We start from the raw sequence: 16,739 nt of genomic DNA, 5'->3' as shown, positions 1-16,739 counted from the left end.
ACCCGCTGCCCCGAGCATGCCGGGCGGCGGCGGGCACCGCGGCGGTACCGGGAAACCGGGACGGCCGCCGGCGGGACCGGCCGCGCGTAGGCTGCCGGGGTGATCTACAAGCTCCTCACCACCACCGAGTGGGACGACGCGCTGGCCGCCGGCCACCTCGACGGTACGGCGCTGGACCGGCAGTCCGGGTTCATCCACCTCTCCGGCGCCGACCAGGTGGTCGGCACGGCCCGGCGGTACTTCGCGGGCGCCACCGGGCTGACCCTGCTGACGGTGGACCCGGACCGGCTGGGCGACGCGCTGCGCTGGGAGCCGTCGCGCGACGGGGCGCTCTTCCCGCACCTGTACGGCCCGCTGCCGGTGCCCGCCGTGGTGGCCGCCGACGCGCTGCCGGCGGACCTGCCGGTCGCCGACGCGGTGGCGGCGCTGCTCGCCTGACGGGTCGCTATGCTACGCCGAGTCCGCTCCCCCGGCCTCGCCCGCGCGCCCCGGGGCGGGTGTGGCAGAACCGGTCCGCGCGATCGACGCCCGCCCGGCGTACGCCGACGCGGATCACCGACGGCGCGACGCCGCGCCCCGAGCCATGCGAGTTGAAGGATGACTGACAGCAGTTCCCCCTCCCCCTCCGTCTTCGTCCACCCGACGGCCGACGTCGAGGAGGGTGCCCGCGTCGGCGACGGCACGAAGGTCTGGCACCTTGCCCACATCCGGTCCTCGGCGCAGGTCGGCGCCGGCTGCGTCATCGGCCGCAACGTGTACGTCGACGCCGGCGTGACGGTCGGCGACCTGGTCAAGATCCAGAACAACGTCTCGGTGTACCAGGGCGTCACCATCGAGGACGAGGTCTTCGTCGGCCCGTGCGCGGTCTTCACCAACGACTTCCGGCCCCGGGCGCAGAATCCGGACTGGACGATCACGCCGACCCTGGTCCGCCGGGGCGCCTCGATCGGCGCCAACGCCACCCTCGTCTGCGGCATCGAGGTCGGCGAGTACGCGATGATCGCGGCCGGGTCCGTGGTGACCCGGGACGTGGCGCCGTACCAACTGGTCGCCGGCAACCCGGCGCGCCCGAAGGGCTGGGTCGACGAGCGTGGCGAGGTCGTCTCGCGGGACGTGGAGAACCCGCCGCAGCGGGGCTGAACGGACGGCGCGGGGGCGGTGACCGGCACCACCGGACACCGCCCCCGCGTCGACGCGTCAGCCGCAGAGCCGGTCGACCTCCGCCCGGAACCGGTCCATCGCGTTCGGCTCGTCCGGGCCCAGCAGGTACGTCTTCAGCTCCCGACGCGCCTCGGTCATCGGGTCGTCACCGGCCCGGGTCACCGCGACGATCTTCGGCAGCTCCCCGCAGTCCGCACCGAGCAGGTACGCGGCCCGCGCCGTCGGATACCGGCGGCGGAACTCGTCCTCGGGCAGCCCGGCCGGATTCGCCACGACGTACGGCCGCTGGCTCTGCATGAAGTCCGAGACCACGCTGGAGATGTCGCTGACCAGCAGGTCGGTCTGGTTGAAGCAGTCGAACAGCCCCGGCGCCCGGCCGGTGACCACGAGGTGCGCGTCGCCGGCCAGTGAGGTCGCGTCGCTCTGCCCGCCGGCGGCCCGGATCCGACGGACGATCCTGTCGTTGGCCGATCGGGCCTTCGCCGACCGGCTGCCGGTGAGCGGGTGCGGCTTGTAGATCACCCGCACCCCGGGGGTCGCCAGCAGGCCGGCGACGATCCGCTCGCCCATCAGCACCACGGAGGTGTGGTAGACCTCCTCCTCCAGCCAGCCCTCCCAGGTCGGGGCGTAGAGCACGGTGAACGGCCGCTCCGTGGCCGTCGAGCCGAAGGTGTGCACGCCGGCCAGCTGCGGCCGGCCGATCTCGACGATGTCGCGGTCGAGCACGCCGACGCCGCTGAGGGCGTAGCGTTCCCGCCCCGCCGGACCGGCCACCCAGACCTCGTCGTACACCTTGCTGTAGGGGTTGACGCTGGCCTGCTTGTCGCTGTCGCCGTGGCCGACGAAGACGTGCTTCACGCCCGGCTCGCGCAGCAGGTGGATGTTGGCGCCCACGTTCGCCACGTAGAGGGCGGCCCGGAGGCTGCCCAGTTCGAGGTTCATGAAGTCGGTGCCGGCGGGTACGCAGATCACCGGCAGGCGGGTGTCGGCGAGCGCCCGGAACGCCTCCTCCTGGCGCATCAGCACCACGGCCCGCCGGCCCGTCGCCTCGACCGGGGCGAGCCACATGTTGGCCTGGTAGACGTCCTTGACCGGGCCGGCGAAGTAGAGCGCCAGATCCGGCTGCTCGCGGGCCAGCCAGCGCTGCACCGCCGGCAGCGCCGACGTGGCCCGGCCGCGCCCGCGCAGCCAGGTCAGCGCGAGCACTGCGGCGACCAGCGCCCCCGCCACCAGGGTGACCGCCGCGGTGAGCACCACCGGCGCCACGTCGTCGGCCAGCACCGCGACCACGGCCGCCGGCAACAGCGCCAGGTTGAGCAGGGGCAGCCGGTCGCCCTCGACGGCGACGGCCCAGGCCGGCGGCCGGGGCGCCCCGGAGGACCGCCCGACCTCGATGTTGCGGACGAAGGCGACGGCGGCGGCGCCCCGCTCGCCGAGGCGCGCCAGCACCCCCGTGCCGAGGGCGAGCGCCAGCAGCGCCGCGGGCAGCAGCAGCACCAGGACCAGCGCCGTCGGGCCGGGGCGGACCGTCGTGACGATCAGCAGGACGACCGCCAGGTCCCGGGCCAGGTGCCGGTACAGGCTGCCGATCCCGGCCTTGTCCAGCAGTTCCCCGCCGGCCGGCCGGCGCAGCAGGGTGAGTTCACCGGCGGCCACGGCCAGTCCGGCGACCGCGAGGGGGATCATCCAGCCGAGGGCCCCGGCCAGCACCATGACGGCGTACGACAGCAGTAGCGCGCCGATGAGGCCGGCGTCCGGCTGCCTGCGCAGTTTGCTGAACAAAGACACACTCCCCTATCGATCACCGGCGAATCCGGGCAGGTGCGACCTTAACGTGGCATGTCCTTCGAGTATTGCCGGGGTGTCGCGCAGCCCACCAGCGGGCCACGGCGGCACCCCGCTCGACGCGACGGGGCCCCGGCCGTTGTCGACCGGGGCCCCGTGACGCGACGGCGGATCAGCCGCCGATGACCACCCGCCGCACGCCGGCCCAGCGGGCCGGGTCGGTGACCCGGCGGCCGTCGACCAGGACGGTCACGCCGGGCAGGTCGGCCGGGCTGAGGGTGCGGTACTCCGCGTGGTCCGCCTGCACGACGGCGGCGCCGAGCGGCTCACCGTCGTACGGCGGCAGGCCGTGCGCGGTGAGTTCCTCGGCGGTGTACATCGGGTCCGAGACGTACGGCCGGGCGCCCCGCCGCCGCAGCGCGTCCACGGTCGGGAAGACACCGGAGAAGGCGGTCTCCTTGACCCCGCCCCGGTAGGCGGCGCCCAGCACCAGCACCCCGACGTCGGTCAGGTCGCCGTAGGCGGCGGCGAGCAGGTCCACCGCGTACTCCGGCATGGCCGCGTTGGCCTCGCGGGCCGAGCGGACGACGGTGGCCGCCGGGTCGTTCCACAGGTACATCCGGGGGTAGATCGGGATGCAGTGCCCGCCGACCGCGATGCCCGGCTGGTGGATGTGGCTGTACGGCTGGGTGTTGCACGCCGCGATGACCTTGGTGACGTCCACGCCGACGGTGTCGGCGAAGCGGGCGAACTGGTTGGCCAGCCCGATGTTGACGTCCCGGTAGGTGGTCTCGGCCAGCTTGGCCAGCTCGGACGCCTCGGCGGAGCCGAGGTCCCAGACGCCGTTGGGCTGCTCCAGGTCGGGCCGCTCGTCGAAGTCCAGCACCGCCTCGTAGAAGCGCATGCCGTGCTCCGCCGACGCCTCGTCGACGCCGCCGACCAGCTTCGGGTAGCGGCGCAGGTCGGCGAAGACCCGCCCGGTGAGCACCCGCTCGGGGCTGAAGACCAGGTGGAAGTCCTTGCCTGCGGTCAGCCCCGAGCCCTCCTCGAGCATCGGCGCCCAGCGGTTACGGGTGGTGCCGACCGGCAGGGTGGTCTCGTAGCTGACGAGGGTGCCCGGCTTGAGGCCGGCGGCGATGGCGCGGGTCGCGTCGTCCATCCAGCCGAAGTCCGGCACGCCCTCGGCGTCCACGAAGAGCGGCACGACCACCACGACCGCCTCGGACTCGGCGACCGCGGCGGCGGTGTCGGTGGTGGCGCTCAGCAGCCCGGCGGCGACGGTCTCCTTGAGCTTGACGTCCAGGTCGGTCTCGCCCGGGAAGGGCACCGCCCCGTCGTTTACCAGCCCGACGACCCGCTCGGAGACGTCGGCACCGATCACCCGGTGGCCCTTCGTGGCGAACTGCACGGCGAGCGGCAGACCGATCTTCCCCAGCGCGACGACGCAGATGTTCATGGAACTACTTTCCTCCTAGTGGAAGCCTGCGTCGCAGGCGGGCCACCACCCGGCGCAGTGTCACCGGCGAGACGGCGATCACCAGGTGGCCCTTGTGGTTCGTGGTCGTGGTGAACACGTACAGCTGTCCGCCGTGCCGGTGGAGCACCCGCTGCCGGACCGGCGGACGTGGCCCGCGCAGCGGGGTGGAACCGCTCTCCCCGGCCGCCACGGCGGTGACCCGGACGGTCCGGGTCCGGCCTCCCTGAGGGAGGCCGGCGAGCAGGTCGACGGCCCGGAACGTGACCCGGACGGTGGTCCCCAGCGGGTCCTCCGTCAGGCCGGTGACCGTGCCGGCGGCCGAACCCACCTTGAAGGTGAGCCCGCCGTCGGCGAGCTCGGCGAGCTCCGGCCAGGGGCTGCGCGCGACGACCGTCAGCGTCCTCTCCCCGCCCCGGTCGGGGGACCAGGTCGCGGAGACCGCCTCCAGCCGGGCGAGCCACTTGGGGTCGGACCGGCTGACCTCGAACCACTCCTCGGACAGGGCGGAACGGGGGTCGCCGAAGCCAGGGTACAGGGCGTACCAGCGCTCGTCCTGCACCACCGTGGGCGGCAGCCCTTCCTCGACGTCCTGCCTGATCACCGCCCGCAGGTCGGCGAGCGACCCGAGCCAGGCGGCGCCGATGCGCACCCGGGCGGTGACGCCCAGCCGGTCCCGGATGGGGTCCGTGAGGTGCTTGCGGGCCAGGTTGGCCACGCCCGCGCGGACCTGCTCCTGGACGTCGGGCTCCAGCGTCAGGAAGTCGTCCTGGAGCAGCTTGGCGATCTCCCAGGTGAAGTGCCGGTACAGCACCGCGTCGCGCCGCTCACCGGGCTCGATGAGCTCCGCCACCACCTCGACGACGCGCTCGACGCCGCGCAGCCGGGCGAGGTGGTTGCTGCGGTAGGTGATGTTGCCGGCGTTGAGCCGCTTGACCGCGTAGTAGTAGTCGTAGTCGGCGAGCACCGAGATGCGCCCGGCCCGCAGGCACGCCTCCAGGGTGAACGGCTGGTCGCTGCCGACCGGCATGTCCTCCGGGTAGCGCAGCGCGTACTTCTCGATCAGGTCGCGCCGGAACAGCTTGGTGTTCGACAGGGCGAACGGCAGCGCGGAGGAGAAGAGGTCCACCTCGGCCCGGGTGCTCTCGAAGATCGCCTGGTGCACGTAGCGTTCGTTGACCCCGACCATCCGGCCGAGCAGCACGTCGGAGCCCCACTCGTCGGCCGCGGCGACCATCCGGGCCAGCGCCTCCGGCCCGAGGTGGTCGTCGGCGCCGATGAACAGGACGTAGCGGCCGGTGGCGTGCTCCAGCGCGCGGTTACTGGGGGCGGCGGGGCCGCCCGAGTTCGCCTGGTGCAGCACCTTCACGGTGCCCGGGTACGCCGCCGCGAAGCGGTCCAGCTCGGCGCCGCTGCCGTCGGTGGAGCCGTCGTCGACCGCGACGACCTCCAGCCGGTCCAGCCCGATGGTCTGCTCCACCAGGGAGGTCAGGCACCGGGTCAGGTCCGGCATCGTGTTGTAGACGGCCGTCACCACCGTCACGTCGGGCGTGGTCACGCGCCGACCCGCAGGGCTGGCGGCTCGGCGCCCGGGGTGGTGTCGTCACCGCCGGCACCGCGACCGGCGGGCAGCAGCCGGGAGTAGACGCCGTCGAGCACCCGCGCCTGCGCCTCCCACGTCCACGACTCCAACAACCCCGGACGCTCGTACGCCTCCCGATAACGCCCCGGATCCCCCAACACCGCACGCACCACCCGCACGAAGTCCCCCACATCCTCCGCCCGGAACACCTCACCCTGCCCCGTCGACCGCACCGTCTCCGCCATCGTCCGCACATCACTGACCACCAACGGCAACCGCGCATGCGAATACTCGAAGAACTTCGTGATCAACGCAATCTCATGATTCGGCCAATGATGAATCGGAATGACCCCCACCGAAGCCCCCGACAAGAACGGCACCACCTGATGATGCGGCACGTACGACAACACGTGCACCCGCTCAGCCACCCCCAACTCACCCGCCCGCACCACCAACCCCTTCACGTACGCGGAGTCGGGCTTGTTGACCACGAAGGCGGCGTGCGCCCCGGGCAGTTGCGGCAGCGCCTCGACCATGACGTCGAGGCCCCGCCGCGCGGCGGCGACACCGCTGTAGACCAGCAGCGGCACGTCGGGCCCGATCCCGCAGAGCTGGCGGATGTCCGGCGCGGGTTCGTCACCGGGGCCGGGCAGCTCGGCCAGCGAGGGGGCGTTGAGCACGACCTCCGGCCGTTCGGCCAGGCCGTGCTCCTGCTGCAACAGGTCGGCCAGCCCGCCGGAGACGGTCGTCGCCGCGTCCGCGTACGGCACGAACTCCCGCTCGTGCGCCATGTTGCCCGGCAGCCACCGGACGTTGTCGCGCCACGCCTGCACGCCGGGCAGGTACTCGTGGGCGTCCCAGACGACCGCGACCCGCCGGCCCTTGGCGGCGGCCCGCAGCTTGGCCCGCGCGGCCACCCCCAGCATGCGGAAGTCGTTGGCGTGGATCAGGTCCGGCCGCAGTTCGTCGACCGTCGGGCCGTAGGCCAGCTCGTAGTCCCACAGCCCCGGCTCCAGCCGCCGCCAGGCGCCGTCGCCCTGCACGGCCTGCCAGAACCTGGTGTACGCCCGGTCCAGCGGCCCGTCCAGCTTCTTCCGGCCGTGCCGGGACCGGGTGAGCTGCCAGTGGCGGAACGAGACCCAGCGGCGGGTCGCCCCGGCGACCAGCTCCTCCGCGCGCAGCGCGTGCCACCGCAGCGGTGACGGGCGGCCGGCGCCACCGGCGCGCGCGGCCACCGTCAGGGCGGCCCGCCGGAAGGTCAGGTCCGCCCGCCAGGCCTTCATCGCCTGGCTGCGGTGCGCGGCGATCCCGGTGGGCGGGTACGCCAGCGGCCAGCGCAGCCAGCCGCGGCGGAACTCGTGCCGGCGCTTGGCCAGCGGCTCGGGCATCGGCAGCAGGCGCACCTCGGCGTCGCCGAGGTGCCAGCTCTGTTCGCGCCCGGCGGCTGTGCGGCCGAGCAGGACGACCTCCCAGCCGGCGTCGGCGGCCGAACGGGCGGCCTTCTGTACCCGGGAGTCACCGTTGACCCCGTTGTCGACAAGCATGACAACACGCCCCCGGGCGCCGGCGCCGCCGTTCAGCCCCATCGTCTGCTACTCCGCCTCTGCCCGGTGCTGTCCGGCCGGGTCACCCGGCCCGGATCCCGAGCGATTGTACGAGACCGCCGGCCGGCACCCTCGCACCATGGATGTGGGAAAGCGCGGGTCGACTTCGCCTCCGCGCGCCCCGGAGCGTACCCTCCCCGCTGTCCGTCCCGGCGCCGACCGCGTCGTTGCGCGCTCCGCGCGAGGAAACTGTCAGCCGGATACCTTCCGCCGGAAGTAGGGCGAGATGTCGAGTAGCCAAAACCTCGGTGGCGCGCCGGTGGCCGCGCCGGACGCCCGCCGGGCCCGCGTCCGGCTGGTGCTCGGCCTGCTCGCCGCCGCCGCGCTCGGCAGCCTGCTGTGGGTGGCCCGCTGGGAGACCGCGCCGCAGCACGCCTACCCGGACACCTACTGGTACGCCCGGCAGGCGGTCACCATGACCGGCACGCCGTCCGCCGAGGCGGACCGGTTCGCCGCCCGGCTGGTCTGCCGCCAGGGCATGCCGAGCCCGCGCCCGGGTGTCTCCTGCGTCGCCGCCACCCGGCAGTGGGCCGCCAGCATGCCCCCGCGCTACCAACGGATCTTCACCACCCGGCCCGGCTACTCGCTGACCGTGGCACCGTTCGTGCTGGCCTTCGGGGAGCGGGGAATGGTGCTGGCCACCGCCGCGCTCGCCGTGCTGGCCGGCGTGTTGGCGGCCCTGGCGGTCCGGCTGCTCGGCGGTGGCCTGGTCAGCTCGCTGGCGGCCACCGCGCTGCTCTTCCTCCTGCCCACCGGGTTCTGGCTGAGCCGGCTGCTGGCCGAGGCCGGCGCGACGGCGTTCGCGTTGGCCGCGCTCTGCGCCGCCGTACCCCTGCTGCGGCCGGGCGGCCCGACGCGCGGCCGGCTCCTGCTCGGCGGCGCGGTGCTGGCCGGGCTGCTCGCCTCGACCGTCACCCGGCCGGCGACCGGCCTGCTGCTGTCGGGCGCGCTGACGGCGGTGCTCGGCGCGCTGACCCTGGCCCGCCGCCGGGCCGGCTGGGAGCCGGGGCTGGTCGTGCTCACCGCCGCCTGCGGCGTGGCCACGGCGGTCTGGCTCGGCCTCAGCGCCGCGCTGGACATCCCCGGCGCGGCGGAGACGCTCCAGGACAAGTTCACCGTGCACTTCACCCGGCCGGACGTGCCCGACCCGTGGCCCCGGCTGGTGGAGCTGAACCGGGACTTCTGGCCGGCCCAGCTCAACGCCTGGTGGAACGGGGGCGCGCCGCTGGCCGCCTCGCCGTTCCTGGCCCTGCTCCTGGTCGGCTTCGCCGCCCTGTTCCGGGCGCTGCCCGGTCGGGCCGCGCTGCTCTTCGCCACGGCCGGGGCGACCGGACTGCTCACGCTGGTGGCCCACCCCAAGGAGTCCGAGGCGGACCGGCTGGTCCTGGTCATCTGGCTGCCGGTGGTGGTCGGCCTCGCCATGCTGCTGGGCAGACCCGCCCGGCCCGCCCCGGCGGTCGGGCCGGACACGGCGGGCGGGCCGGACACGGCGGGCGGGCCGGACACGGCGGGCGGGCCGGACACGGCGGGCGGGCCGGGGCGGCAGCCCTCGGAGTAGGGACCGCCCGGGCGCTCAGCGGGTCAGCGGTCGGACGTCCCAGAGCCAGACGTCGTCGACGCGGCGGCCCGGACCGAAGCACGCGTCCAGCACCGCGCGGAGCGCCTCGGCGCGGGGATGCCGGGGCAGCGCCACGGCGTCCGCCCGCCAGTGCCGCACGTCCAGCTCCGCCTGCGCGCGTTCCGCGGGGGTGATGGTGACCGGGGCCGGGCGTTCCCCGGTGGCCACCTGGGTCAGCAGGACCGCGGTGGGCCGGGGATCCACGCCCCACCGGCCGGTGTCGTCGGTGGGCGAGGTCGGTCCGAGGAAGTAGCCCTGCGGCACGGCGAAGCCGACTCCCGCGGCGGCGCCCCAGCGCACCGAGGTCATGTTCTCCACGGGTACCGGCACGAGCGTCCGCCCGGGCGCGACGTGTTCCCGCCACCCGCCGGCGGTGACGAAGTCGGGCACCTCCGGGCGGCCCACGGCCGGCAGTGGGGTCGGCAGCAGCGGCACCAGCGCGACGGCCAGCGCCACCGCGACCAGCGGCCGGACCGGCACGACGCCCACCCGGGCCGGGACCCGGCCGGAGAGCAGCCGGTCCACCACGATCGCCACGAGCACCCCGAGGGCGGCCGTGGTGATCAGGGCGAAGCGGGCCACCACCATCGCGTCGACCACCGGCAGGCCGTTCAACAGCCGGAACGGCCCGGGGACCCCGGGCCCGCGGACCGCCCAGTTGATCGTGTTGCCCAGCGACAAGAGCGCCGCCAGCACCGCGGTGAACCCCAGCACCCGGACCAGGTGCTCCCGGCGCAGCCAGGCCACCGCGGCGACCGCCACCAGCACCAGCGGCCAGCCGTAGAAGCTGGCCTCCTCGGTCACGTTGGCGGCCAGCCGGCGGTCACCCTGCGGGCCGCCGCCGAGCGACTCGGTCGCGTAGCTGAAGTAGGAGGCGAGCCGCAGGGCGTACTTGTCGGGGTCGGTGGGGTGTCCGCTGCGGTGCTGCGGGCCGAGGAACTGCATCCAGAGCGGGTACGCCGTCACAAGCAGGGTCAGCGCGCCGGCGACACCCAGCACGGCCAGCGCCCGGGGAGCCGCGGCCAGCGCCGCCCGGGGCCGGAACAGCACGTGGCCCAGCAGCGCCATCACGCAGGCCAGGGCGAGGATGAAGAGGATCTCGACGCTGACGAAGAACTGCGCGGAGACCAGCGCGCCGAGGATGAGCCCGTCGCGCAGCGGGCGCCCGCCGCGGGTGAGCCGGGCCACCCGCCACACGATGAGCGGGACCAGCCACTGCGCGGTGATGTGCGGGTGACCGTTGCTGTGCGAGATCAGGGCCGGCGCGAAGGCGCAGCAGGCGGCGCCGACCAGCGCCGCCGCGCGGTTGCCGACCACGTGCCGGGAGAGCACCCAGTACCAGGCGAAGCCGGTGCCCGCGAGGTTGAGGGTCATCAGCACCAGGTAGGACAGCGAGGCGCCGCCGAGCAGGGTGACCGGCGCCAGCAGGATGCCGGGCAGCTGGATGCCCACGTTGGTCATCAGGTTCACGCCGTCCGGCGCGTTCTGCAACGTCGTGAAGAACGGGTTCTCCAGGTTGGCCACCGCGTGCGCCGCGTGGGCCAGCATCCACTCGTTGAAGTCCTGGTCCGCCGGCTGCGCGCCGAGCACCCGGCCGTGCACGTCGCGCCAGCCCCGGGCGGTCACCCAGAGCGCGCCGGCGAGAAGGACGAGCACGGCGAGGAGGTCCGGCCGGCGCCGGCGGGACTCCCGGGGCGGATCAGCCGGCGCGCGCTCCTCGGCGGCGTCGGTGGAGAGGTCTGTCGCCGGGGGATGCGCTGCGGTCACGGTGCCCGATCCTACTCATGGCGACACGCTTCACGGTGCCTCCGCTCCGGGCGCCGGGGGGTGCGTCGGAGCGGGCGGGTGGTCGGGCAGCAGCCGGGAGTAGACGCCGTCGAGCACCCGCGCCTGCGCCTCCCACGTCCACGACTCCAACAACCCCGGACGCTCGTACGCCTCCCGATAACGCCCCGGATCCCCCAACACCGCACGCACCACCCGCACGAAGTCCCCCACATCCTCCGCCCGGAACACCTCACCCTGCCCCGTCGACCGCACCGTCTCCGCCATCGTCCGCACATCACTGACCACCAGCGGCAACCGCGCATGCGAATACTCGAAGAACTTCGTGATCAACGCAATCTCATGATTCGGCCAATGATGAATCGGAATGACCCCCACCGAAGCCCCCGACAAGAACGGCACCACCTGATGATGCGGCACGTACGACAACACGTGCACCCGCTCAGCCACCCCCAACTCACCCGCCCGCACCACCAACCCCTTCACGTACGGGGCGGCGGGGCGGGGCACCACCAGCGCCACGTGCGCGCCGGGCAGCTCGGTGAGCGCCTCGACCATGATGCCGAGGCCCCGCTGTTCCGCGGCGGCACCGCTGTAGACCAGCAGCGGCACGTCCGGCCCGATCCCGCAGAGCTGGCGGATGTCGGGCACCCCGTCGCCGCCGCCCGCCGCGTCCGCGCTGCTCGGGGTGTTCAGCACGACGGTGGGCTGCTCGGGCAGGTGGTGCCGCTCGCGCAGCAGGTCGGCCAGCCCGTCGGAGACGGTGAGCACCGCGTCGGCGTACGGGGCGTACTCCCGCTCGTGGGCCGTGTTGGCCGGCAGCCACCGGGGGCTGTCGTTCCAGCGCCGGATGCCGGGCAGGAACTCGTGGGCGTCCCAGACCAGCGCGACGCGCCGGCCCTTGGCGGCGGCCCGCAGCTTGGCCCGCGCGCCGACCCCGAGCATGCGGAAGTCGTTGGCGTGGATCAGGTCCGGCCGCAGCTTGTCGACCACCGGCCCGTACGCCAGCTCGAAGTCCCACAGCTCCGGGTCGAGCCGGCGCCAGGCGCGGTCGCCGGCCACCGTCTGCCAGAACTTGGTGTAGAGCTGGTCGACCGGCGTGGCCAGGCCCTTGCGTGCCTCCTGCGCCCGGTTGAGCTGACGGCGCCGCAGCGACACCCAGCGGCGCGACACCTTCGTCGCCAGCAGCTCACCGCGCAGCAACTGCCGGCTCAGGGTCAGCCCGGCGGAGGAGCGCCCCTCCCCCCGGGCCTGGCTCAGCGCGCCGAGCCGCGCCTCCAGGTCGGCGCGGCGGGCGCGCACCTCCTGCTCGCGCCGGGCGGCGATGCCGGTGGGCGGGTACGCCAGCGGGCCGCGCACCCAGTGGCGGCGGAACTCGTGCGGCGCCCGGGCGAGCGAGGTGGTCATCGGCAGCAGCCGGACCTCGGCCCCGCCGAGCTGCCAGGTCTTGACCTTGCCGGTGGCCGAGCGGCCCAGCAGGACCACGTCCCAGCCGGCCTCGGCGGCCGAGGCGGCGGTCTTCTGCACCCGGGAGTCGCCCTCGACGGCGTTGTCCACGAGCATGACCACCCGACCCCGGGTGGCGGGGGTGGCCGGTCCGGCGGCGCCGTCGGTCATGGGTGTCTCCTCCGTCCGTACGGCCCCGTCGGGCCCCGGCGAGTGTACGGCAGCGGCGGCCGCCCGGACGCCACGCTCCCGGTGCGCCGGGGCGGTCGACGGCCGTCGCGCGGCGGTCGACCCACCGGCTGCGGCGGCGTCGGCGGACACCCCCGCCCGGGGCACTAGCATGGCCCGGTGACCGCCTCCCACCCTGTCAACGTCGCGCCGGCCGTCGGGGCCGGCCCCGCACCGTCGCCGGCCCCGCCCCGGTCGGACGGCGCCGTCGCCACCGCGCACCCGGAGGGCCGGACCGGCGGACCACCGCCGCGCGAGTACGGGCTGGACGCGCTGCGGGTCGTGGCGATCTGCGGCGTGGTGGCGATCCACGTCTTCGGCGTCATCGTCGGCCAGGACGACCTGCGCGGCAACCTCGGCTGGTGGGTCGCGACCGCGATCGACATCGGGGCGATCTGGACCGTGCCCGCGTTCATCATGATCAGCGGGGCGTTCGTGCTCGATCCGCGGGCGCACCGGGCTGGCCCGGCCGCGTTCTACCGCAAGCGGTTCGCCCGGATCCTCCCCGCCATGATCGTCTGGCACGTGGTGTACGTGGTCGTGGTGCGGATGGCGATGCGGGGCGAGGAGGTGACCCTCACCCTGCTCACCCGGCTGCTGATCGACGGCAAGGTCTTCACCGCGCTGTACTTCCTCTGGCTGATCGCCGGGCTCTACGTGCTCGCGCCCGTCATCGCGCCGTTCCTGCACGCCGGCGGGCGGCACCGCGCGCTGGTCACCGCAGGGGTGGCGCTGGGCTGGACCATGGTGGCGTACATGATCCCCGGCATCGCCCTGATGCTTGGCGACTCCCGGCCGAACATCCTGACCAGCTGGAACCGGTGGTGGCCGTACGTCGGCTTCTTCATCGCCGGCTGGGCCCTGCGCCGGGTGGTGCTCAACCGGCTCTGGACGGCGCTCGCCCTGCTCGGCGCCGGTCTGCTGCTGGCCGAGGCGATCTGGCAGTTCGGGGTGGCGCCCGAGCACCGCCTGCTCCAGGCCACCTTCCCGGTGATGGCGACCGGCACCCTGGTCGCCGCCGCCACCCTGCTGATCTTCATGGCCTCGGTGAGTATCGGGTCCCGGGTCACCTGGCGCCCCGCCGTGGGCCGCCTGGTGACGCGCCTCTCCGACGCCTCGTTCGGGGTGTTCCTGATCCACCTGCTGGTCTTCGAGGTCTTCCGGCAGCTCATCCCCGACGTGGAGGCCGGCCGGTCGCTGGTGGTCATCGGGCTGACCTACCCGGCCGTGCTGGTGATCTCCTTCGCCGTCTCCATGCTGGCGTCGAAGATCCCGTACGTCCGCGCGGTCTTCTGACCGCCCCCACCGCGAGCACCGACGGCGGCCCGGACGACTGTGATCGTCCGGGCCGCCGCCTGTCGGACGTGGCCATCACGCCGACGGCCGCCCGCCTCCCGCGGTGGGCGGGGGACGGGCGGCCGTGGGCGCGTCGTGTCAGCGGAGGAACGAGGTGAGCTGCCGGGCCGTCCAGGTGCCGTCGTGGTAGGTGCGGGCGTACTCGGCGGAGGCCAGGCCGATCTTCGCGGTCGCGTCCCGGTCGTCGAGCAGGGACTCCACGACCGAGGTGAGGTTGGTCGGGGTGGCGTTGACGATCGGCAGGTCGCCGCCGACGGTCTTGGTGACCTGCTCGCTGAGGTAGGCCACCACCGGCTTGCCGGCGGCCATCGCTTCCACGGCGAAGGTGCCGAAGCTGCCGGTGGTGAACTGGTCGAGCACCAGGTCGCAGTCGCGGACCAGCTCGCGCATCTCCGCCCAGGCGACCCCCTCGGCCAGCCGCAGCTCGATGACGCCCCGGTCGTGCAGGGCCTGCATCGCCGGCAGGATCCGGTCGGTGCCCTTGGTCCACCGCTTGGACGGCGCGTGCAGCACCAGCGGGCGGGACCGCTGCATCACCGGCCGGTCGCAGGCCCACGCGTCGACGTCCACCACCAGCGGGGCCCACGTCGCCCAGGGCAGGTCCTCCAGCAAATCGGGCGTGGTCACGAAGGCCGGCAGCCCGGACTCCTCGGCCACCCGCCGGTTGCGCTCGGCCTTCTTCCGCAGCTTCGCCGCGATCCCGTTGGGAGCGTCGGTGAACAGGGAGAACTCGTGGCGCTGCTGGTGGCGGTCCGGGTGCCGGATCTCGCTGCCGTGCGCCAGCAGCGCGACCTTGATCCCGGCCTTGTGCAACGCCGGCAGGTCACCCTCGATGTTGTCGCCGTTGAGCTGGCCGAACAGCGGCATGAACGCGTCCACCAGCACGTGGGTGTACTGGCTGAGCACCCGGTTGACCTGCTCCAGCTGGAAGTCGAGCTCCGGCTGGCGCAACGAGTCGAGGTAGACGTCGGCCGGGTAGTCGAACGAGCCGGGCAGCTTGTTCATCACCACCTGCACCGACACGTCGGCGTTGTCCCGGCAGATGGCCCTGGCGAAGGCCGCGGCCTGACCGGCGTAGTTGGCCGGGCCGAGGCCGAGGCGGATCGGCGTGTCACCGATCTCGCGCCAGCCGCCCAGGGGCCGCGGCTCGGCCGTGCCCGTCGACGGCGCGGTGACCGGACGCTCCTGCACCGTCCAGGGCACCTCGCGCGGGCCGGCCGGCGCGACGCCGGAGAGGTCCCGGTAGAGCTGGAGCAGCTTGCTGCTCTGCCGCTCCCAGGACAGCTCGTCGAGGATCGACTCGCTGATGTGCGCGGCCAGCTCGGCCCGGCGGGCGGTGGCCCGCCGCGTCGCCGCCACGAAGCCCGCCACGTCGCCGGAGGTGAAGGTCTCCCCGATGTCGTGCCCCTCGACGAACGCCCGGACCACCTGCACGTCGCTCGTGACCAGGGGAAGGCCGGCGTGCAGGTACTCGGAGACCTTCGTCGGCAGGGACAGCTCGCAGTTCGGGGTCCGCTGGAACGGGATCAGGCCGAGGTCGGCGGAGCTGAGGTAGTCGGCGACCTCGTACGGCGCGACGTAGGGAACCACGTGCACCCGGTCCCGCGTGCCGGTCGCCTCGGCGCGGGCGAGCAGGTCCTCCAGCAGCGGGGTCATCCGGCCGCTGACCAGGGCCAGGTGGTGCTCCGGCAGCTGCGGCAGCGCCGCGATGACGGTGTCCAGCCCGCGTTCCTTGCCGATCCAGCCCGCGTACACCATCAGCGGCACGCCCTCGGCGACGCCGGCGCGCTCCCGCACGGAGGCGGTCACGGCGCCGCTGCGGATGCCCTCGCGCACCGGCGAGTTTCCCACCACCAACGGGGTCTTCGGCAGCCCGTACTCGGCCTGGAGCTTCTCCGCGATCTGCTCGGAGACGGTGACCACCGCGTCGGCCCGGCCGATGAACTCCCGCTCGGCGGCCCGCACGCCACTGGCCTGCTGCGGCTTGGGCCAGGCGACGCCCTGCACGTACTCGTGGGCGTCGTAGAGCCAGACGCAGCCGCGCCCGCGCGCCCGCAGCCGCGCGGCGCTCATCGCCGCCGTCGGGATGGTGTTGATGTCGTTGGCGTGGATGACGTCCGGCTCCAGCTCCTCCAGCACCGGCCCGAACGCCAGGTCGATGTCGACAAGCGTCGGCCAGTCGGTCCGCCAGTCGCCGGTCGGCGGCAGCGGCTGGGTGCTGTGGAACTGTTCCCAGCCCCAGGCCCGTAGCCGGAACTGGTGCACCGCCTCGTGCGCCCGCAGCCAGGCGCGCGGCGGAGGGTTGCGCTTCGCCGTCTGCGTCCGGAGCCAGGCCTGGTGCGAGGCACGGTAGCGGGCCAGGGCGGACTTGTCCGGGATGCCGAACTGCGTCAGCGTGCGGCGGATCCGGTGCTCGCGGGCGGGCCGGCGGGACAGGGTCTGCGGCACCGGCACCCGGATGACCTGGATCGGTCCCATGGCGGACCGCTCCGGCTCACCCTTCTTGCGGCTGCTCCGGCCCACCAGGACCACGTCCCAGCCGTCCCGGGCGGCGGCGAGGGCGGTCTTCTGCACGCGGGAGTCGCCGGTGATGCCGTTGGCGACCAGTACGACGAGCCGCGGCGCTCGGCGGGGCGTTGACATGCGCTGTCCTTAGGTGGAAGGAGGGCTGGCGGTGCGAGGTGCCGGACCGCGGCCCGC

General features: G+C 74.0%; 11 protein-coding genes. 4 read left to right on the top strand and 7 right to left on the bottom strand.

Features of this window, described 5'->3' with window-relative positions; all coding sequences use genetic code 11:
- Positions 1 to 99: 99 nt before the first annotated feature.
- Both AC0OO9_RS24300 and AC0OO9_RS24295 read left to right on the top strand, forming a co-directional pair.
- Positions 100 to 438: a DUF952 domain-containing protein gene (locus AC0OO9_RS24300; protein ID WP_311412825.1), complete on the top strand. Its 339-nt coding sequence runs from the start codon at positions 100 to 102 to the stop codon at positions 436 to 438.
- Positions 439 to 597: 159 nt separating this feature from the next.
- A complete protein-coding gene (locus tag AC0OO9_RS24295) occupies positions 598 to 1,140 on the top strand; it encodes an acyltransferase (RefSeq protein ID WP_484512618.1) in 543 nt (180 codons plus the stop codon).
- A 57-nt stretch (positions 1,141 to 1,197) separates the two neighbouring features.
- Here the strand turns inward: AC0OO9_RS24295 and AC0OO9_RS24290 are convergent, their stop codons facing one another.
- The 4 genes from AC0OO9_RS24290 to AC0OO9_RS24275 form a co-directional block, all read right to left on the bottom strand.
- Positions 1,198 to 2,943 carry a CDP-glycerol glycerophosphotransferase family protein gene (locus tag AC0OO9_RS24290; RefSeq protein WP_484512616.1) on the bottom strand — a complete coding sequence of 582 codons (1,746 nt, stop codon included), beginning with the start codon at positions 2,941 to 2,943 and terminating at the stop codon, positions 1,198 to 1,200.
- 175 nt (positions 2,944 to 3,118) lie between these two features.
- Complete coding sequence (locus AC0OO9_RS24285; protein WP_484512614.1) at positions 3,119 to 4,402, bottom strand: nucleotide sugar dehydrogenase; 1,284 nt, start codon at positions 4,400 to 4,402, stop codon at positions 3,119 to 3,121.
- 4 nt (positions 4,403 to 4,406) lie between these two features.
- Positions 4,407 to 5,978 carry a glycosyltransferase family 2 protein gene (locus tag AC0OO9_RS24280; RefSeq protein WP_484512613.1) on the bottom strand — a complete coding sequence of 524 codons (1,572 nt, stop codon included), beginning with the start codon at positions 5,976 to 5,978 and terminating at the stop codon, positions 4,407 to 4,409.
- A complete protein-coding gene (locus AC0OO9_RS24275; protein WP_484512611.1) occupies positions 5,975 to 7,546 on the bottom strand; it encodes a glycosyltransferase family 4 protein in 1,572 nt (523 codons plus the stop codon). The genes AC0OO9_RS24280 and AC0OO9_RS24275 overlap by 4 nt, the downstream gene beginning before the upstream one ends.
- 286 nt (positions 7,547 to 7,832) lie before the next feature.
- On the opposite strand from AC0OO9_RS24275, the gene AC0OO9_RS24270 reads away from it, so the two are divergent.
- Entirely contained in the window at positions 7,833 to 9,164 is a 1,332-nt protein-coding gene (locus AC0OO9_RS24270; RefSeq protein WP_484512609.1) for a hypothetical protein, read from the top strand.
- Positions 9,165 to 9,179: 15 nt separating this feature from the next.
- On the opposite strand, the gene AC0OO9_RS24265 is transcribed toward AC0OO9_RS24270, so the two are convergent.
- The gene (locus AC0OO9_RS24265) at positions 9,180 to 10,991 is read right to left on the bottom strand and encodes a DUF6311 domain-containing protein (RefSeq protein ID WP_484512608.1); all 1,812 of its coding nucleotides are present in this window, start codon (positions 10,989 to 10,991) and stop codon (positions 9,180 to 9,182) included.
- Positions 10,992 to 11,021: 30 nt separating this feature from the next.
- On the bottom strand, positions 11,022 to 12,572 hold the full coding sequence (locus AC0OO9_RS24260; RefSeq protein ID WP_484518031.1) for a glycosyltransferase family 4 protein: 1,551 nt from the start codon (positions 12,570 to 12,572) through the stop codon (positions 11,022 to 11,024).
- Between the two features lie 231 nt (positions 12,573 to 12,803).
- Between AC0OO9_RS24260 and AC0OO9_RS24255 the strand changes: the two genes are divergently transcribed.
- Entirely contained in the window at positions 12,804 to 13,979 is a 1,176-nt protein-coding gene (locus AC0OO9_RS24255) for an acyltransferase (RefSeq protein ID WP_484512607.1), read from the top strand.
- Between the two features lie 138 nt (positions 13,980 to 14,117).
- On the opposite strand, the gene AC0OO9_RS24250 is transcribed toward AC0OO9_RS24255, so the two are convergent.
- The gene (locus AC0OO9_RS24250; protein ID WP_484512605.1) at positions 14,118 to 16,682 is read right to left on the bottom strand and encodes a glycosyltransferase family 4 protein; all 2,565 of its coding nucleotides are present in this window, start codon (positions 16,680 to 16,682) and stop codon (positions 14,118 to 14,120) included.
- Positions 16,683 to 16,739 lie beyond the last annotated feature (57 nt).

The organism is Micromonospora sp. USAFONa4, assembly GCF_057197825.1.
The sequence above is the reverse complement of the archived record's forward strand: the minus strand, read 5'-3'. Positions and strand labels throughout refer to the sequence as shown.